Genomic DNA, 18,301 nt, shown 5'->3' on the forward strand with positions numbered 1-18,301 from the left:
CCGTCTCGCCGAACCGGGCGAGACGGAGACGCTCGAAGCATCGCTCACGCGGTGGAAGGAACACTTGAGCTGACTGCTCGTCCATCGTTGGCTGCTACTGAGTCGCCAGCAGAATTGATGTTACGATCTATCGAGATGAGCGTACATTTTTTAGGGTTTTCCGACACTTAGCGGACGCTTTGGGGGGTGGTCGGCGTGAGCGCCGATCACGGCCGACACCGACCGATCTGTAACTATTGTGGGGGGTACATCGAAGAGCCACTGCAACGGTGTCCGGCCCGCGACGAGGGGGTGTGTCGCCCGTGAAGCACTGTCCCGACTGCGGTGCCCGGATGCGGCGCGGGACGCGCGGCGGCTCGCCGATCCCGACCGAGTGGTGTCCCGACTGCCACAGAGATGGCGGACAGTGAGCATCGTCGAGGACGTGCCCGTCGATCTGTATCAGGAGCGTGTGGGTAGACTTCGCTCGTGCCGCCATCCCAGAATTTCCCTACAGGGTACCGTGGGAACGGACGAACGGGAGGCCATGCAGAAAGCGGTCGACAGCGCTCCATCCTCGCCAGCCTCACGGAGTGCATCGTTTCCTCGTCCAAGAGGATCACGCTGATCTCCAGCGGCGGGGGGCCTGCCGAGTTGCCCGACGGTCTCTGGAGAGTCGTACGTATCTGAAAACGGTTCTTCTCCGAAGCAATCAGACTTTTTACGGCAATGAGAGGGCCAGCGAGCGGAAACGGGGCCCACTGTCCTAAAGGGGTCAGCGCTTACCTTCGGTAGCGAGATGGCTCCGCATGAGCCACGCCATGCTCGTGTGTAAACCGTCGAGGTCGATATCGTTGGCCGCGTCGATCCGCGTAGCGAGGTGGTCGTGGCGGCGTTCCCACTCGGCGGCCAGGGCGACATCCAGATCCGCCTCGTCGATAATCTCGACGACGCGGTCGGCGACCGCTGGATGCTCGCCGTCCAGTTGCACGAGGTCAGATTCGCTGATGAGTCCGCGTTGGAGCGCCTCCGCAAATAGGACCGCAGTGTGGTCTCCCTCGTGGGCTTCTCTGCGCCACGTGATCAACCAATTACCCAGTCGCCAGAGGTACTGCGCTGCGAGTAATATCGGTCTGACCGTTCGATAGGTGCTGCTGTCCAAAGAGGGGATGTAGAACAGGTCTGCGCCGACAGTTCCGAGAATTCCGATTGCTCTCGTCTCGTACTGCCAGATCTCTCGTAGATTCATAAGTCCGTACGACCCGTTGGCGACCCGAGTGAAATCCATCGCCTGGAAACATGAACGCAGATCGAAAAAGTACGGTTCACGGAGGCGGTCAAAGTTGGGTGTTGCTTCGAGACGACTCTCTAGGGCAGACCACACCTGTCTGGCACTGTCGGCGTAGGCTGTGTCGATACCCGTACGTTCCCAGTTGGGCGTTCGTCCCGGATACGCGACCGATGCCAGTTCCCAGAACGTCTCAGCGTCGTTACGACGCTCTGCGAGGTCGTCAAGCAGCGTGATGTACACACCAGCGAGGAACTTCGTCTCTTGGGCCTCAGCTCGTGTACTGTCTGGTACCGCTGCGAGAGTCAACTCGTCTCCAAAGATCCGGTAGATCCACTTCCAAGTAAACAGCGGCCGCTCGTTGAGCAGTTCGGTGTCGGTGACGAGCGTTGCAAGGGACTCGGGCAACTCAACTGACTCAACCTCGTGACGATGCTTCGACGCTTCTTCCGGAGAAACTGAATCGAGCAGTGTTGATTCGTGTTCTGGGAAGTGAATCGTGCGAAACTCTGGTACTCTGATCGAGTGAGATGGCTGGTGCTGGTCGTCGGTCGGATCACGTTTGTCTGTCACTGCTCGACCGGACAACCGGTCGTTCGACTGAGTCGACGTATCGCTGCTATCAAATGGCATGTGTTTAGAGTCTGGGTGTCGAACGAATCCTCAAGGGGAACGAGCCCACTCGATAGCTTCCGACCGATCGGTAAACGCTTTCGTAGCGACATCCGATTCGATGTTCGCGTTCGTGGCCATCGCACCGGCACCCTCGGAGACGTATGCGAAGCGTTCGAAGTCGGTTTCCTCTATCAACTGCGTCCAACTTTCTCGAATGTGCTTTTGGGTTTCCGCACCAAGAGCCACGTCACCGAGGTCAGTGACAACGCCTCGGTAGTCGTCACTGCTGACGATATCGAGGAACTCCTGTTCGGCACCTTGTATTTGTTCTGGGGACCCGTCCCAGTGTTTCACCTCGACGACTAGAATGTCGCCCTTATTTTTGAACGCGATGTTGTTTTGGGGCATCATGTTAACTGAAAACGATCGTCAGATTATAACTACCGGACAAAATATCAAAAGTGATACTTCCGTTGGCAATGTACGTGGGTAAAGTACGCAGATCTTTCGGCCGTACAAACCCCGAATAGATAGATTGCGCCGTCGGATGACGGCAGTACACGTGCTTCGCGAGGGAGAGTACCGGTTCAACGAACTCGATCAACCAACCGCTCCAGTGAGTCGGCCGATACTGGCTGAAACACCAGCGGGAAAGCGAGCGTTCTTGTGATCGCCCGTCTTCCCGTCGGTATGCGCCAGTTCGTCATCATCGGCCACGACGCGCCCACGACGCCCGACTTCCCGCTTGACGATCTCGCTGGGGCGGCGGGGCGACTCGACGTGCTCTGTCGGTGTGTCTCGGCGGCCGTCTTCCTGAGTCACGACATCCGCGAGGACGTTCGCGTCCACCTCGTGCTGGGCGACGAATACACGGTCACCGTCGACAGCGAAACGGTCCGGCGGCTCAACCCGGACGAGCGCTCGACGGCGGCCCTGATTCGCACGGCCCTCGAAGAGCGCGAGGAGGCGATCGGTCACATTCCGGTCGAAACGTCGCCCGGCATCTCGCTGACTCGCCGAGGGTTCGAGGGCACGCTCGAAGACGTGGCGACGGCGGGGACGGTCGTCCAGTTGCACGCCGACGGCGACCCCGCCGTCGACGCGACGCTGCCGACCGATCCGGTGTTCGTCCTCTCGGACCACCGAGATTTCGCCGACGAGGAGCAGGACTTGCTCGACGACGCTGCCGACCAGCGGCTCTCACTGGGGCCACAGCCGTTACACGCCAACCACGCGATCACCGTCGCCCACAACTTCCTCGACACCGACGGCTACCGGTCCGACGAGTGAGCCACGAGCGACCTCGGAAGCGTGCGAAAACCACTTGATTCGGTCCCCGCGTTGGAGAGTGGTATGAACGAGCGCAGACGGCGGTTCCTCGAAGGCGTGGGAACGGCTGCGGCGATCGGGACGGCCGGCTGTCTCGGTCGGTTGCGGACGCTCGGGGGCGGACCGGACAGACCGCCAGCCGAGACGGCCGACACGCAGTTCCGTGGCGAAACCACCAGACGAGGCGTGTTCCCCGAGCAGACGGTCCCCTCGTCGGTGACCGTCGGCTGGCGGCTCGACGGCCTCAACACGGGCGGGCACACCGCTGCGAAGGGCAGTCCCGTGCTGGCGCCGACCGGCGATATCGTCGTCACCGGCGACACCGGCGAGGTGTGGGCGGTTCGGCCCGACGGGAGGCGGCGGTGGCGGGCCGACGCCACGGACACGTCACGAGGGTTTCACGGCACACCAGCGATCGCGAACGGGACCGTCTACGTCGGCGCGTACGACGGGGCGCTGTACGCGTTCGATCTGGAGACGGGCGAACGGTACTGGCGCACGCAGCTGGGCGACGCCATCGGCTCCAGTCCCGGCTACCACGACGGGCGGCTCTACGTCGCCGTCGAGTACTACGAACCGAGCGGTGCCATCTTCGCGCTCGACGCCGTCACGGGCGAGGTCAGCTGGGAAGATCGCCGAATCACGGACCACCCACACTCGACGTGTGCGATCGACCGCGAGGCCGGCCGTCTGGTCGTCGGCTCCAACGACGGCCGCCTCTACTGCTGGTCGTACCCCGACCACGAGTTCCTGTGGACCGACGACACCGGCGAGGAGATCAAGGGGCCGATCGCGACCTGGGACGGGAGCGCGTTCTTCGGCTCGTGGAGCGACAGGGTCTACCGCATCGCGCTGTCGGACGGTTCCGAGGAGTGGGAGACCGATCTGGGCGCGTCGGTGATGGCCGGCCCCTCCGTCGAGGGGTCGACGGGCACCGTCTACGTCGGCGACCAGCACGAATCGCTGTACGCTCTCGACGCCGCCGACGGCGACGAGCAGTGGGAGACAGACGTCGGCGGCCCGGTCATCGGCTGCCCGACCGTGACCAGCGAGCACGTCCTCGTCGGGTCCTACGAGCCGAAGCTGACCGCGCTGGCGAAGTCGACCGGCGAAGAGCTCTGGGCCGTCCCGGCCGAGGGCGAGGTCACCAGCACCCCGCTGGTCACCGACGACGCGGTCTACGTCGCCGAACGGACCTCCGAGGCGTCGCTGGAGGGCGAGGGGCCCACGGGCGGGCTGTACCGCATCGTCGCCGACGAGTGAGCGACGGTCACGGCTGGTGCGGTCCCGAACGTGCCAGAAGACCTTTTGACGTGCCCGGCGAGGAGCACACGTGACAGAGTACGCCTCCGATCCCCTCGATCGGCGCGCCTTCCTCGCCGCTACTGCCGCCGTCGGGACGAGCGCAGTGGCCGGCTGTAGCGCGCTGGAGGCCGGCGAGGACGCGACGACGACGCCGGTCGACGAGGGCCGCGCACGCGAGCTGGCCGAGCGGTTCGCACCGACGCTGTACTTCGACAGCGCCGAGCAGTGGTTCCCGACCGACCCACACCCCTACGAGAGCGAGCGCGAGGGCGAAACCGTCGTGGACGGCTTCGACGCACTCGACGGTTACACCGAACGATTTCGAGCCGCCGAGACGCCGCCGGATCCGACCGTCTTCCACAACGTCGTCACCTACGACGACTCCCCGCTCGCGGTCGTCCAGTACTGGGCCTACAGCGCCTTCGACCAGTTCACGACGAACTTCCACTGGCACGACTGGGAGGTGCTCCACGTCTTCGTCGACACCGACAGCGACGAGCCCGCGCTGTTCGTCGCCAGTTCCCACTCCCGGAGCGTGCCCAACAACGAGTTTCTCGACCCCGATCGGACCGTGCCGCGGATCCTCCAGGAACTGGGCTCCCATTCGAGCGCGCTGTCGGTCAACGAGGAACGCGACCGCTTCCGGCGACTGCCGACGGCCGGCGACATCGCGGACATCACCAACCGCGTCGTCGACGATGTCGAGTCCCTCGCCTCGATCCCCGTCGCCTACGGGCTGCCCCGCGACGAGGGGAGTCGGCTCCCCTACGTCGTCCCGGAACTCGACGGCGCACCCCTCTACGAGCACGAGCGACTGCCCGCAGTCGAGCCCGAAGATCTCGTGCCCGACGAACTGACGGTCAGGTCGTTCGACTCGCTCTCCGCGCCGCCGACGGACCTCCCGGAGCGCGAGACCGGGCTCGTCTTCGAGTTCGAGGGCCGCGACGATCCCGGGACCGACGCGGACGTAGCCTACGAGCTCCGATCGACGGCCGACATCGAACACATCTCCGGGTTCACCGGCCCGCAGTTGAGCTTCGAGTTCTCGGTCCCGGAAGCCGTCGAGGACGCCGTCGCCGGCCACATCACGACGACCGGCGAGCCCTGGAACCAGCCTCGCTACCAGAACCCCGCAGCGGACATCTCGGACCCGAACCACCGCCGAGAACTGGCCGAACGGTACGCAGCGATCGGCGAGCCGGCACCGATCAACGCCGTCGTCACCGCCGTCTCCTCGCTCGTCGAAGACGGCGAGGCTCCGGACGGGGAAGGCGTGACCACCGAGGACAGCGCGGTCGAGTCCGTCGCGCTGTTAGAGAGCGATCCGAGCGCCGTCCCGACGTTCCGGGGGGTCGCGGTGGCACAGGGCGTCGATGCCGGCCAGCACCGCCTCACCGTCAACGGAGCGGGTGTCGAGCCACACAGCGAGTCGATCACGGTCGAGGACCGAGGCGTGACGGCGGCCGGCGTCGACGGCGAGATCCCGCTCGTGGCTCGCGAGGACGCGACGAAGGTGACCGTCGATCCGACCGAGAGCGAGACGGACGTGACCGACTTCGCGCTCGAAGACGACTTCGGTGGACGACTCTACGACGCTCCGGTCGAGGGGCCGGACGCAGTCTACGTCCACCGCGGCGGTGCCTACACGGGCGAGATCCGCGACAGCGACGACGAACTCGGGGCCGTTCGCGTGAACCCGACCGACGAGGACCGCATCGCGGTCGAGCGGCCGACCACCGGGAAAGAATCGCTGGCGAGCTTTCTGGCGACGATCACCGAGGAGACGCGCGCCGAGATCGAGGGACTGGACCTCGACGGGAGGGCAAACGCCGTCCGGGGACTCGTCAGAGCACTGGAAGCGACCGGCAGCGCCGCACAGCGAGCGGCCCGGCGGGCCGCAGACGGCGACCGAGAGGGAGCGGACCGTCGGCTCGTCGCCGTCCAGAGCGGATTCGGGCAGGTCGCGGACAACCTCGAACGGGCCGCAGACGGCCTCCCCGACCCCATCGAGCGAGCGGTCGACAGACGGCTGTCACAGGCCCGCAAGCGCGTCGAGCAGGCCCTCGACGCGGAGAAGCTGTAGCGCCTGGGCGTCGACGCTTCCGAGCATCTTTTGGCGGTCGTCTCCACACCCCGAGACGTGACCGACGAACTCGCCTGGGAGACCCTGGAGCGCAGCGTCGCCTACAGCTGTGCGGGATTCGACGTACGCAACGAGCGCGTTCGCTTCCCGGACGGGACCGACGCCGAATTCGACTACCTCGCGGAGGGCGAGAGCGTCGTCGTCCTCCCGCTGACGCCCGACGGCGACGTGGTCGTCATCGAGGAGTGGCGACAGGCGGTCGGCCGCGTGAACCGCGGCCTCCCGGCCGGCTCGATGGAGTCCGACGACGCCGGGCCCGAGGTCGCCGCCCGTCGCGAACTCGCCGAGGAGACCGGCTACGAGGCCGGGTCGCTCGAACACCTGACGACGGTCGAGCCGGCCAACGGCTTCGCAGACGCCGTCTTCCACTACTTCGTCGCCCGCGACTGCGAGCAGACGGCCCAGCAGGACCTCGACGACAACGAGTCGATCCGCGTCGCGACGACGACGCTCGACGAACTCCTCGATGCGGCCCGCGAAGACGAGCTTCGGGACGGGCGCACCGTGACAGGCGTGCTCTACTACGCGCTGTTCGAGCGGTAGCGGCGTCTCTCGACCGTTCGTCTGTGGCCCACGCGCCACCCGGAGGCGTCGGTCTCGGAGGATTCAGAGCGGCCAAAGAGATGGTGACAGGAAAATTCTCGCAAAGTTCTTACCAAAGCGATATATGTTCGTGGGACTAGTTAACAATGTGTCCACAGAAGAACTAACAGTCGAGACGGGCGGTGACGCCGAACGGACGCTCGGCCCGGCGGCACTGGCCTCGATCGCCTCCGTCGCGCTGGCACTGTACTACTACTACGTTCGGGGAGACAAACAGCGCGGGCAGTTCGTTGGCCTGTGGCCCGCGACGATTCTCGGTCTCGCCATCTACCGCAGGCTGGGCGAGATCGAAACGGAGCTCGAACGGCACCGAGACTGAAACGCTCGACTGTCACTTCGTGAAGCGGTTCGCCACCTCGGGGTGGCAGAGCCGTTCACAGATGGGCCGCTGACAGTACGAGCCGGTGTACGGGACGACCAGACACTGCAGCCGCGGCGAGACAGATACAATGCGTTCGACAATCACCAGACCACTCACACGGATCGACACCGAGACGCGCATCCAGTACGGATTGATGCTCCTGTTTGGCACGCTCTGCCTGCTGGCAGCAGTCGCCCCACTGGAGCTGATGACGAAAGTCGTCGTCGTCTCCGTGCTGTTCGGCTTCACTGGCGGGCTCTGGATCTCCCATCTCGTCCAGATCGTCCAGCGAGCCGCGCCCGAGGCCGAGACATGAGCAACGACCTCGCAGACGAACAGCCGGATCGTTCGCTCTCCGGAATCGAATTCCTGACCGGCGAGGACCCGAGTGCGGGGTCGTTCCTCCTCGTCGTCGGGATCGTCACGTGCGTGTTCATCGCGGCCTTCCAGTTTACGCTCCCGGAGCCGATCTCGACGGTGCTGACCAGCCTCGTCATCGTGCTCGCCGTGATCAGCTTCCTGATGGGGGCGATTCTGGACGCGCTGGGCTACTTCGACGTGCCGGACGGCAAGTAGTTCCCACCGGCTACAGAATCGGATCGACTCGCAGGACGCCCGAGCAGCGTCATTCGAGCTGGTGGTAATCCAGTTCGTGTCCTTCGTCGAGAGCCGCCTGGACGGCGTCGCTCGGCGTGCCGACCGGTCGCGTCTCGGTCCGCATGCCACCGACATCGGAGCGTTCGAAGTAGATGTTGCACTGCCAGTCCGGATCCGTCTCGGTCTCGTCGGTCCGGTAGTGTGCGCCCCGGGACTCGGTCCGTTCGAGTGCGCCACGCAGGACCGCCTCGGCGGCGGTCAGCATGAAGCCGATGTCGATCGCGAACTCGAAGGACGAACTCGTCGTCGGACCCACGTCCATGTCGGCGGCCTTCTGACGGACCTCGTCGAGTGCGTCGAGGCCCGCCCGCAATGACGTGTCCGTTCGCAGGAGACCCGCGTGTTCCCACAGCAGGTCCTGTAGTTCGGTAAACACGTCCATCACGTCGTGAGCGCCGTCTCGACCGGCCAGTGTCGCCAGATCACGGAACTGCGGCTCGGCGATATCGGAGACGACCGTCTCGGGCAGGTGCCCCGCTCCGTCGACGCGATCTGCGATCCGTTCGCCCGCAACGACGCCGAACGCGACGGTCTCTGCCAGCGAGTTGCCACCGAGTCGGTTGGCACCGTGGACGCCGGCCATCGTCTCGCCGATCGCGAACAGTCCGTCGACGGCCGTCTCCCCGTGCTCGTCGACGGCGACGCCGCCCATGCCGTAGTGGGCCGTCGGCGCGACTTCGACGGGTTCGGTCGCCATGTCGACGCCCAGTTCCTGGAACCGCTCGTACATCCGCGGGAGACGCTCTCGAATGAATGTACGGTCTCTGTGAGAGAGGTCGAGGTAGACGCCGCCGTTGTCGGTGCCACGCCCCTCCGCGATCTCCTGTGCGATCGCTCGGGCGACGACGTCGCGGGCGTCTAGCTCCATCTGGTCCGGCGAGTACCGCTCCATGAACCGCTCGCCGTCGGTGTTGTAGAGGTGCCCTCCCTCGCCGCGAACCGCCTCGGTGACGAGCCGCCCACTCCAGGGCTCCCACTCGGGATCGTCTTCGTCGACCGCCATCCCCGTCGGGTGGAACTGAACGAACTCCATGTCCATAAGTTCGGCACCCGCGTCGTAGGCCAGTGCCGGACCGTCGCCGTTGTTCTCGTCGTCGCGAGACGTATGGCGGTTGTAGGCCGCGGCATAGCCACCGGCGGCGAGCACGACCGTCCCCGCGTTGACGAGCACGAACTCGCCGGAGTCCATGTCGAACCCGACCGCGCCGTAGCACTGGTCACCGTCCGACAGCAGCTTGGTGATCATCACGTTCTCGCGGTACGGCACCGACAGCTCCTGTGCCCGTTCGACGAGCGTCTCCAGCATCGACTCGCCGGTGTGATCGCCCGCGAACGCAGTCCGGCGGAACGACTGGGCACCGAAGAATCGCTGGTCGATCTCGCCGTCGTCCGTTCGGGAGAACTCCATTCCCCAGTCGTCGAGTTCCCTGAGGCGGTCGGGCATCTGTCTGGTCACCGTCTCGACCTTCTGTGGGTCGTTGACGAAGTGGCCCTCGTTGAGGGTGTCGGCGGCGTGGATCGCCCACGAGTCATCCGGATCGTGGGTCCCCAGTGCGCCGTTGATACCGCCGCGTGCCCACGTCGTGTGCGCGTCGCCGTGGCTCCGTTTGCCCAGCACCAGCACGTCGTCGACGCCGCGCTCGGCGAGTTCGATCGCCGTACGAGCGCCGGCAGCGCCCGCTCCGACGACGAGTACCGAGACGTCGACTCGCTCGTATCCGGGCACAGACGTTTCGTCGCTGTCGGCAGTGTCTGGGTTGCTCACACCGAAACGAAGGGGCTCTGGACGCTTACGGCTTTCGCGCGCGTGCGCGTTGGCGAACGAGACCGCGAAACACGTATCGGTCGAGAGGCGCTACGGCCGGTGTGACCGAGCCGGAACACGCCGACACCCTCGAATCGGGGCTCCGAGAGCAGTTCGGCGACCGAGAGGGCGTGTCGCTGACCGTGTCGGACGACGGCCACTGTCGACTCGCCGGTCCCGACCGGACAGTCGTCGTCGAACGGCGTCACGAGCCCGCGAGGGCCCCAGCGTGGACGCTCGTCCTGCGAGCCGACGGGGAGACGGTGAGCAAGTTCGGCCCGCTGGAGACGACGACGGCCGTCCTCGAACGGGTCGCCGCCCTGGTCGACGCGGACGTTCGCTACACCGTCTGCTGTGACGGGAGCCCGTCGTGAACCACGATCGCATCCACGCCAGAGAGCCCGACCACCACGTCGACCGGTGGGAGCGTGGGCAGATCGAGGCACTCGAAGAACGCGACGGCCACTGCGTCGTCACGGTCCGCGCCGACGACGGGGAGTCCGTCGAACTGACCGTCACCTTCGCCGTCCGGGACCTGTTCGTGGGACGACTCGACCTCGACGGCAGGTCGCCGGTCGGCGAAACGGTCTGGTACCGGGTTCGGGGCGAGTGAACGACAGACGTTTTGCACCGAAACCGCAAGCGAGGGCTACGAGATGGGACGCAGAGACGACCTCGCCGATTGTCTCGCCGCTGGCCCGGAGACGTTCCGGAGGCGGTTCCCGACGGTCGTCGAGCGCTACGACCTCGACGCCCGAACGGACGCGTTCGACGACGGAATCGAAGCGTTCGACGCGTCGACCGTCCTGCCGGCTGGCGAGCGGGTCGAGGGATGGACTCGGGAACTCGTCTGGCGGCTCTGGCTACTGGACGACGCACCAGTCGGACTCACCCTCTCCGGGCCGGCGTATCAGGACAACCCGATCCAGTACGTGAACCGGACCTTCAGGGACCTGACGGGCTACTCGCTCGAAGAGGTACTGGACGAGAATCCCCGCTTTCTCCAGGGTCCCGACACGGAGCCTGGACCGGTCGCCGACCTCCGCGAGGCGACAGACATCTGGGAGCGCGTCACGGTCGAACTGCGGAACTACCGGCGAGACGGGACCCCATTTCGAAACCGGGTCTCATTGGCCCCGATCACCGGCCCCGACGGGTCGGTGACACACTGGCTGGGGATCCAGCGACAGGTCGGCGACGAAAGGGAGTGACGGGACCGCCCAGCGCGGGGCAGCGAGGATCCACCGTCGAGAGATCGATACCGCTCGGTCGCGGAACGCAACCCTTAGGCACGCGCTCGTCCCACTGCGGGTAATGCGAGACCACTTCGAAGTCGGCCGGTACGACGCGGCCGGCCGTCTGGGCGAGCTGACGGTGCCCCGGGCCGGCGTCACCGTCGAGACGCCCGCACTCCTGCCCGTCGTCAACCCCCACGTCCAGACGATCGAGCCCGCGACGCTGGCGTCGGAGTTCGGCGCGGAGATCCTCATCACGAACAGCTACATCCTCCACCAGAGCGACGACCTCCGCGAGCCGGCCGAACGGCAGGGGCTCCACGAGCTGCTCGATTTCCCCGGCGCGATCATGACCGACTCCGGCTCCTTCCAGCTGGCCGAGTACGGCGAGATCGACGTGACGACCGAGGAGATTCTGGCCTTCCAGCGGGAGATCGGGAGCGACATCGGGACGCCCGTCGACATCCCGACACCGCCGGACGTGGACCGCGAGCGGGCCGAATCGGAGCTGGCGACGACCCAGGAGCGCCTGGAGATCGCCGACGGCGTCGACACCGGCGAGATGCTCACGACCGCGCCGATCCAGGGCTCGACCTATCCCGACCTGCGCGAGCGGGCGGCCGAGCACGCACACGGGACCGACCTCGACGTGTTCCCGGTCGGCGCGGTCGTGCCGCTGCTGAACGAGTACCGCTACGACGACCTGGCGGACGTGGTCGCGGCCTGCAAGCGCGGGCTCGGCGAGGACGCACCGGTCCACCTGTTCGGGGCCGGCCACCCCATGATGTTCGCGATGGCCGTCGCGCTTGGCTGTGACCTGTTCGACTCGGCGGCGTACGCGCTGTACGCTCGCGACGGCCGGTATCTCACCGTTCGGGGCACCGAGCATCTCGACGACATGGAGTACTTCCCCTGCTCGTGTCCCGTCTGTGTCGAGTACGAGCCCGCCGACCTCAGGGCGATGGACGACCAGCGCGGCGAGGACCTGCTGGCCCGCCACAACCTCCACGTCACCTACGGCGAGATCCGGACGATCAAGCAGGCGATCAGGGACGGCGACCTCATGGAACTGGTCGACTCGCGGGCCCGTGCCCACCCGACGATGCTCGACGGCTACCGGACGCTGCTGGACCACGCCGAGCAGCTGGAAACGACCGATCGGATCGCCAAGGACACCGTCTTCCACACGTCGACGGAGAGCGCGCGCCGCCCCGAGGTCGTGCGCCACCACCAGCGGCTCGACCGCTTCGACCTGTCGGGCTCGATCCTGCTCACCGAGGGCGAGCGCGACGAGGGGTACGACGAGAGCTGGCAGGTGACGCCCCCGTTCGGCCCCTATCCCAGAGAGATGAGCGACGCCTACCCCTTCACCGCCGAAGTTCCCGAGCGACTCTCCCCACAGGCCTACGAGACCGCCGCCGACGGCGTCGCCCGCCTGGCAGAGTGCAACCCCGACGCGACGGTCACGCTCGCGCAGTTCGAGTGGCCCGAGAGCGCGCTGGCTCGCGTGCCCGACTCGGTGACGGTTCGCCACCTCGGCGAGGACTAACCGGTATGCCGTGTCTGCAGTCCCGTCGTGTGGCGACTCGCCGGCCGGGGAGACTCGCAAGATAGTTGGGTCCCCGTGGCCGATACAGGGCCATGACCGACTACTTCGAGGTTCACGAGCGCGACGGCGCGGCGCGGCTGGCCGAGTTGCGGCTGGCCGATCCGGTCACGACGCCCGCGGTCGTGGACGACCACCTCGCGGACGCCGGAAGCCTCTGGCCGACGGAGCGAGACGTGCCAGCGGGCGACGAGAGCGTCCTCACCGTCCTCCCGCACCGCGGCCTCCCCGGCGGCACGCCCGAGGAGGTCGCCGAGGCGTTCGCCGTCGACTATCCGGACGTGGACTATCCGAGCGCCGCCGTCGTCTCGACGGCGACGGCCGAGGACCACGGCGCGGACGCGTACGTCCTCTCGGAGGCCGCCGGGCTCGTCGGCCACGCCGAAGCGTTCGTCGAGGCCGTTATCGAGACGCGCGAAGCGATTCCGGACGACACCGCTCTGATGCTGTCGGGCGTCGCGACGCCGCGCAACGTCGCCACGCTGGTCTACGCTGGCGTCGACCTCGTCGATCGGGACCGGGCCGTCGTCCGGGGGACACAGGGGAGATACCTGACGACCGACGACGCCTACTTCCTGGAAGACCTCGACGAACTGCCCTGCTCGTGTCCGGCCTGCCGCAAGCCCCGCGAGGAGTTCGACCGACAGGACTGTGTCGACCACAACGTCAACGCGCTGGAAGCGGAGCTGGCCCGGGTCCGTCGCCGGATCCGAGACGGCCGGCTGCGTGACTACGTCGAGGGCCAGGCCCGCCAGGACCAGTGGCTGACGGCGACGATGCGCCGACTCGACCAGCAGTACGCCTACCTCGAACGACACACGCCGATCTACCGACGCGAGGAGATCACCGCCGCGACCGAAGACACGATGCGCCGGGTCGAGATCCAGCGGTTCGCACAGCGGGTCACCGAGCGGTACCGGCCCCGCTTCGACGAGCAGCCCCTCGTCATCGTCCCCTGCTCGGCGCGCAAGCCCTACAGCGACTCACAGAGCCACGAGCAGTACCACCGGGCGATCCAGTTCCGTGGCCACATGGCGTCGATGACGTCGCCGATCGGCGTCGTCCCACAGGAACTGGAGCTCACCTATCCGGCCCAGCACTACGACTCCGTGGTGACCGGGCGGTGGAGCGCCAACGAGATCGAGTTCGTGGCCGACGTGCTCGAAGGCTACCTCGACGGCACCGACTACCCCGAAGTGATCGTCCACGTCCCCGGCGAGGGGTACCGCGAGATCTGCGAGCGCGTCGAGGAGCGCCTCGACCAGTCTTTCACCTACACCGTCGAGGATCACCCGACGACGGCGGACTCGCTGGCGAACCTCGCCGGGGCGCTGGAGGGGTACCCGAAGTACCGCAAGCGCGAGCGACAGCACAACACGCTCCGGGCGGTGGCAGACTACCAGTTCGGGGCCGGTGCGGGCGACGAGATCTTCGGCGACACGCTCACCGCGGAGGGGACGTACCCCCAGCTACGGGCCCACGGCGAACGGACCGACGGCGGCCAGGGCGAACAGCTGGCGGCGCTGACCCAGCAGTACGGCGTCCTCGGGCTCACGATCGCGGGAGCCCGACGGTGGGTCGACTCGGACGTGTCGGTCAAGCGCGTCGCGATCGACGACTTCGTGCCACACGGCTCCGTGCTCGCGCCGGGCGTCGTGGACGCGGCCGACGAGATCCGCGTCGGCGACGAGGTCGTGATCGAAGGCCCGTCGGCCTTCGGCGTCGGTCGCGCGACGATGCCCGGCCCGGCGATGGACGAGGCCACCCGCGGGATCGCCTGCCAGGTGCGCCACGTCGAAGAACAGTAGCGGTGCCGTGACCGTCAGGAGTTGCGGACCAGCGGCTCGTACCACTCGCGGTTCTCGCGGTACCACTCGATGAAGGCAGAGACGCCCTCGCGGATCGTGTACTCGGGCTCGTAGCCCAGCAGCTCCGCGGCCCGCTCGGTGCTGGCGTGGGTGTGCTCGGCGTCGGCGTCGTGGCGGTCCTCGTAGACCAGATCGAGATCGGGCGCGAGCTGGTCGCGGATCTCCTCGGCCAGCGTCTCGATCTCGATGTTGTCCGTCGAGCCGACGTTGATCGCCTCGCTGTCGGCCGCGTCGGTGTCCAGCAGTGCGACGTTCGCCTCGACCACGTCCTCGACGAAGGTGAAGTCTCTCGTCTGGCTCCCGTCGCCGTAGACGACGGGGGAGCGGCCGTCGAGACAGCGCGAGACGAAGTTCGAGATCGCCATGTTCGGGCGCATCCGTGGCCCGTAGACGGTGAAATAGCGCAGCGCGACCGCCGACAGGTCGTACACCTCGCTGTAGGCACAGACGTACCGCTCGGCCGCGAGCTTGGACGCTCCGTAGGGACTGACCGGCGTCGTCGGATGCTCCTCGTCGTAGGGCAGGTACCGCGGTTTGCCGTACACCGACGACGAGGACGCCATCACGAACCGCTCGATACCGGTCTCGCGGGCGGCATCCAGTAAGTTCAGCGTCCCGTCGACGTTGACCTCGTCGTACTTGCGCGGGTTCTCGACGCTCTGACGGACACCGGCCTGTGCTGCCTGGTGGTAGACGTAGTCGGCGTCGGCGACCAGCTCCGAGACGAGGTCGGCGTCGCGCACGTCGCCCTCAACCAGTTCGTAGCGACCGTCGCCCGACGCCGCGTGCTCGCGACACCGTTCGATCGTGTGCCGTTTGATGTCCACGTCGTAGAACGGATCGAGGTTGTCCAGCGCGACCACGTCGTGCCCGTCGACGACGAACCGCTCTGCGATGTGGCCGCCGATGAACCCCGCACCGCCGGTGACGAGAATCTTCATTGTCAGAGTCGGGACGGGCTGTCAGTAAAAATCCGTCGGGACTACTCCGCGCCGTCGACCGCCTGCACGGCCTCACCGTCGTCGGCTTCGGCACCGCCGGTGAGTCGTTTCTCGGCGGCGTCTCTGTCCTCCGGATAGCCGATGTCGGTGCGCCAGCCGTCCATCCGGATGGCGTCGATGGTCCGCCCGGAGTGCAACAGGAGGTCGATCGCGTCGCTGATCTCGTACTCGTCGCGATTGGAGGGCTGGACGAGGTGACACGCGTGGAAGATCGCCGGTGTGAACGTGTAGAACCCGGTCATCACGAGGTTCGACGGCGGATCGTCGGGCTTCTCGACGACCTCCTCGATCTCGCCGTACTTGTTGGTGTCACAGACCCCGTAGCGAGAGGCCTCGTCCCACGGCACTTCCTCGACGAGGAAGGCGGCGTCTGCCCGCTCCTCGCGCTGGCGGTTGATCACGTCCCGGAGGTTCGCCTGGAAGATGTTGTCGCCGAGCATCAGCATGAAGTCGTCGTCGATGTGCTCCTCGACGGTCAGCAGGGCGTGGGCCAGCCCCTTCTGTTCGCGCTGGTGGGCGTACGTGATCGGGACGCCCTCGAACTCGTCCTCGAAGTGGTTGATGATGACCTGTTTCTTGTAGCCGACGACGACGAGCAGTTCGTCGGCACCGAGCTCGATCAGTTGCTCGAAGCAGTGAGTGAGAATCGGCTTGCCGGCGACTTCGACCATTCCTTTGGGCTTGTCTTCGGTCAGCGGGCGGAGCCGGGTGCCTTCCCCGGCGGCGAGGACGACAGCTTTCATACGTTCCCATTCACCAGTCAGTCAGCTAAAGGCTATCGGTCGAACAGAATCCTCAAGTCCAGTCCCGGACAACTGGCGGCCAATGAACGTCAGCATCGTCGGCAGCGGGTACGTCGGGACGACGCTCGCAGCCTGCCTGGCCGACCTCGGACACGACGTGGTCAACATCGACATCGACGAGTCGACCGTCGCCGCGATCAACGACGGCGACGCACCGATCCACGAACCCGGTCTGGCAGAGCGCATCGAGCGCCACGCGGGCGACCGCCTGCGGGCGACGACCGACTACGCGGCCGTCCGCGAGACCGACGCGACGTTCCTGGCGCTGCCGACGCCCGCCAACGACGACGGGAGCAACGACCTCTCGATCATGGAGGCGGGCGGGCGCTCGCTGGGCGAGGTGCTGCCGTCCGACGGCGACCACCTCGTGATCGTCAAGAGCACGGTGATCCCGGGCAGCACCGAAGCGGTCGTCACACCGGCCATCGAGAAAGCCGGCGACCTCGCGGTCGGCGAGGACTTCCGGATCGCGATGAACCCCGAGTTCCTCCGGATGGGGACCGCCGTCGCGGACTTCATGGACCCGGACAAGATCGTCTTCGGGGCGACCGACGAGCGGGCCTACGAGACGCTCGATCGGCTCTACGAGCCACTGGTCGAGGAGACCGGAGCCCCGGTCGTCCGCACCGGCCTCCGTGAGGCCGAGATGATCAAGTACGCCAACAACTCCTTCCTCGCGACGAAGGTGAGCCTCATCAACGAACTCGGGAACATCTGCAAGGAGTACGGCGTCGACGCCTACGAGGTCGCCGACGCGATCGGACTCGACGACCGCATCGGCGAGCGATTCCTCCGGTCGGGACTGGGATGGGGAGGAAGCTGCTTTCCGAAAGACGTGGCCGCGCTCATCGCCGCCGCCGAGGACGCCGACTACGACCCCGAGTTGCTGAAGGCCGGCGTCGACGTCAACGACCGCCAGCCAGAACGCTTGCTCTCCCTGCTCGACGACCACGTCGACGTGGCGGGCAAACAGGTAGCCGTGCTGGGACTGTCCTTCAAGCCCGGCACGGACGACGTTCGCGGGACGCGTGCGATCCCGGTCATCGAGGGACTCCACGAGCGAGGTGCCGACGTGGTCGCCTACGATCCCGTCGCCGTCGAGAGCTTCCGCGAGTACGCGCCCGATGTCGATTTCGTCGCCGCCGATTCCGCGGCGGACGCTCTGACGGGCGCTCACGGTGCCGTGGTCGTCACGGCCTGGGACGAGTTCGCCGCACTCGACGACGAGTTCGACGAGATGGCGACATCGGTCGTCGTCGACGGCCGCCACGTCGTCGAGCGCCGCGACGGCATCACCTACGAAGGACTGACGTGGTGAGCGTGCGCCGCGTGGCGGCCACGGTCGAGCGCCACAGGTGGGCGCTGCTGGCAGTCGGATACGCCGTCGGGGTGCTCGTCGCGTCGCTGCTGCCGGCGTCGGGGGCGGGACTCGGTGCCACCGGTCCGCTCGGACTCGTCGCAGTCGATCTGTGGCTGCACGCCGTCGGCTACGGCGCGCTCGCGGTGCTGGCGGCGACGGCCTGGTCGGCCCGCGACGCGCGGGCGGTGGCAGCGGTCGTCGTCGCAGTGGTCCTGTACGGCGTGGCGATCGAGGGTCTGCAAGGCCTCGCTCCGACGCGGACACCGTCGCTGCTGGACGCTACTGCCAACGCCGTCGGTGCGGTCGCCGGTGTCGGCCTCCGAGGACTGACCAGCCGCTGACCG

General features: G+C 66.7%; 19 protein-coding genes. 14 read left to right on the plus strand and 5 right to left on the minus strand.

The window, feature by feature from the left end; all coding sequences use genetic code 11:
- Nucleotides 1-754: 754 nt before the first annotated feature.
- On the minus strand, nucleotides 755-1,840 hold the full coding sequence (locus HALKA_RS0108090; protein ID WP_211206020.1) for a hypothetical protein: 1,086 nt from the start codon (nucleotides 1,838-1,840) through the stop codon (nucleotides 755-757).
- 90 nt (nucleotides 1,841-1,930) lie between these two features.
- Nucleotides 1,931-2,293, minus strand: a complete 363-nt coding sequence (locus HALKA_RS0108095; RefSeq protein ID WP_018257507.1) for a hypothetical protein — start codon at nucleotides 2,291-2,293, stop codon at nucleotides 1,931-1,933.
- A 279-nt stretch (nucleotides 2,294-2,572) separates the two neighbouring features.
- On the opposite strand from HALKA_RS0108095, the gene trmY reads away from it, so the two are divergent.
- The 7 genes from trmY (at nucleotide 2,573) to HALKA_RS0108130 (ending at nucleotide 8,199) form a co-directional block, all read left to right on the plus strand.
- Nucleotides 2,573-3,172 carry a tRNA (pseudouridine(54)-N(1))-methyltransferase TrmY gene (trmY, locus tag HALKA_RS0108100; RefSeq protein ID WP_018257508.1) on the plus strand — a complete coding sequence of 200 codons (600 nt, stop codon included), beginning with the start codon at nucleotides 2,573-2,575 and terminating at the stop codon, nucleotides 3,170-3,172.
- A 63-nt stretch (nucleotides 3,173-3,235) separates the two neighbouring features.
- Entirely contained in the window at nucleotides 3,236-4,474 is a 1,239-nt protein-coding gene (locus HALKA_RS0108105) for a BamB-related PQQ repeat family beta-propellar protein (RefSeq protein WP_018257509.1), read from the plus strand.
- A 70-nt stretch (nucleotides 4,475-4,544) separates the two neighbouring features.
- Nucleotides 4,545-6,599 (plus strand): hypothetical protein, encoded by a 2,055-nt coding sequence (locus tag HALKA_RS0108110; protein WP_018257510.1) that lies wholly within the window; start codon nucleotides 4,545-4,547, stop codon nucleotides 6,597-6,599.
- A 57-nt stretch (nucleotides 6,600-6,656) separates the two neighbouring features.
- Complete coding sequence (locus HALKA_RS0108115; RefSeq protein ID WP_018257511.1) at nucleotides 6,657-7,202, plus strand: NUDIX hydrolase; 546 nt, start codon at nucleotides 6,657-6,659, stop codon at nucleotides 7,200-7,202.
- Nucleotides 7,203-7,326: 124 nt separating this feature from the next.
- Nucleotides 7,327-7,581: a hypothetical protein gene (locus HALKA_RS0108120; RefSeq protein WP_026190219.1), complete on the plus strand. Its 255-nt coding sequence runs from the start codon at nucleotides 7,327-7,329 to the stop codon at nucleotides 7,579-7,581.
- Nucleotides 7,582-7,711: 130 nt separating this feature from the next.
- Nucleotides 7,712-7,939 (plus strand): hypothetical protein, encoded by a 228-nt coding sequence (locus HALKA_RS0108125; protein WP_015762409.1) that lies wholly within the window; start codon nucleotides 7,712-7,714, stop codon nucleotides 7,937-7,939.
- Nucleotides 7,936-8,199: a hypothetical protein gene (locus HALKA_RS0108130; protein ID WP_018257513.1), complete on the plus strand. Its 264-nt coding sequence runs from the start codon at nucleotides 7,936-7,938 to the stop codon at nucleotides 8,197-8,199. Before HALKA_RS0108125 ends, HALKA_RS0108130 begins: the two co-directional genes overlap by 4 nt.
- Nucleotides 8,200-8,248: 49 nt before the next feature.
- On the opposite strand, the gene HALKA_RS0108135 is transcribed toward HALKA_RS0108130, so the two are convergent.
- Nucleotides 8,249-10,045, minus strand: a complete 1,797-nt coding sequence (locus tag HALKA_RS0108135) for an L-aspartate oxidase (protein ID WP_018257514.1) — start codon at nucleotides 10,043-10,045, stop codon at nucleotides 8,249-8,251.
- Between the two features lie 101 nt (nucleotides 10,046-10,146).
- Here HALKA_RS0108135 and HALKA_RS0108140 point away from each other — a divergent pair, with 101 nt between their 5' ends.
- The 5 genes from HALKA_RS0108140 (at nucleotide 10,147) to arcS (ending at nucleotide 14,733) form a co-directional block, all read left to right on the plus strand.
- On the plus strand, nucleotides 10,147-10,458 hold the full coding sequence (locus HALKA_RS0108140; protein WP_018257515.1) for a hypothetical protein: 312 nt from the start codon (nucleotides 10,147-10,149) through the stop codon (nucleotides 10,456-10,458).
- Nucleotides 10,455-10,697 carry a DUF7861 family protein gene (locus tag HALKA_RS0108145; protein WP_018257516.1) on the plus strand — a complete coding sequence of 81 codons (243 nt, stop codon included), beginning with the start codon at nucleotides 10,455-10,457 and terminating at the stop codon, nucleotides 10,695-10,697. Before HALKA_RS0108140 ends, HALKA_RS0108145 begins: the two co-directional genes overlap by 4 nt.
- 43 nt (nucleotides 10,698-10,740) lie before the next feature.
- On the plus strand, nucleotides 10,741-11,295 hold the full coding sequence (locus HALKA_RS0108150) for a PAS domain-containing protein (protein ID WP_018257517.1): 555 nt from the start codon (nucleotides 10,741-10,743) through the stop codon (nucleotides 11,293-11,295).
- 103 nt (nucleotides 11,296-11,398) lie between these two features.
- On the plus strand, nucleotides 11,399-12,868 hold the full coding sequence (gene tgtA, locus HALKA_RS0108155; protein ID WP_018257518.1) for a tRNA guanosine(15) transglycosylase TgtA: 1,470 nt from the start codon (nucleotides 11,399-11,401) through the stop codon (nucleotides 12,866-12,868).
- 92 nt (nucleotides 12,869-12,960) lie between these two features.
- Nucleotides 12,961-14,733: an archaeosine synthase subunit alpha gene (arcS, locus tag HALKA_RS0108160; RefSeq protein WP_018257519.1), complete on the plus strand. Its 1,773-nt coding sequence runs from the start codon at nucleotides 12,961-12,963 to the stop codon at nucleotides 14,731-14,733.
- 14 nt (nucleotides 14,734-14,747) lie between these two features.
- On the opposite strand, the gene HALKA_RS0108165 is transcribed toward arcS, so the two are convergent.
- A complete protein-coding gene (locus HALKA_RS0108165) occupies nucleotides 14,748-15,734 on the minus strand; it encodes an SDR family oxidoreductase (RefSeq protein ID WP_018257520.1) in 987 nt (328 codons plus the stop codon).
- 41 nt (nucleotides 15,735-15,775) lie between these two features.
- Nucleotides 15,776-16,537, minus strand: coding sequence for a UTP--glucose-1-phosphate uridylyltransferase AglF (gene aglF / locus HALKA_RS0108170; RefSeq protein WP_018257521.1), 762 nt, complete (start codon nucleotides 16,535-16,537; stop codon nucleotides 15,776-15,778).
- A gap of 82 nt (nucleotides 16,538-16,619) precedes the next feature.
- Between aglF and aglM the strand changes: the two genes are divergently transcribed.
- Together aglM and HALKA_RS0108180 are read left to right on the plus strand one after the other, a co-directional pair.
- Nucleotides 16,620-17,915: a UDP-glucose 6-dehydrogenase AglM gene (gene aglM / locus HALKA_RS0108175; protein WP_018257522.1), complete on the plus strand. Its 1,296-nt coding sequence runs from the start codon at nucleotides 16,620-16,622 to the stop codon at nucleotides 17,913-17,915.
- Nucleotides 17,912-18,298: a VanZ family protein gene (locus tag HALKA_RS0108180; RefSeq protein ID WP_018257523.1), complete on the plus strand. Its 387-nt coding sequence runs from the start codon at nucleotides 17,912-17,914 to the stop codon at nucleotides 18,296-18,298. The genes aglM and HALKA_RS0108180 overlap by 4 nt, the downstream gene beginning before the upstream one ends.
- Nucleotides 18,299-18,301 lie beyond the last annotated feature (3 nt).

The sequence above is a fragment of the Halomicrobium katesii DSM 19301 genome (assembly GCF_000379085.1).
Classification (GTDB): domain Archaea; phylum Halobacteriota; class Halobacteria; order Halobacteriales; family Haloarculaceae; genus Halomicrobium; species Halomicrobium katesii.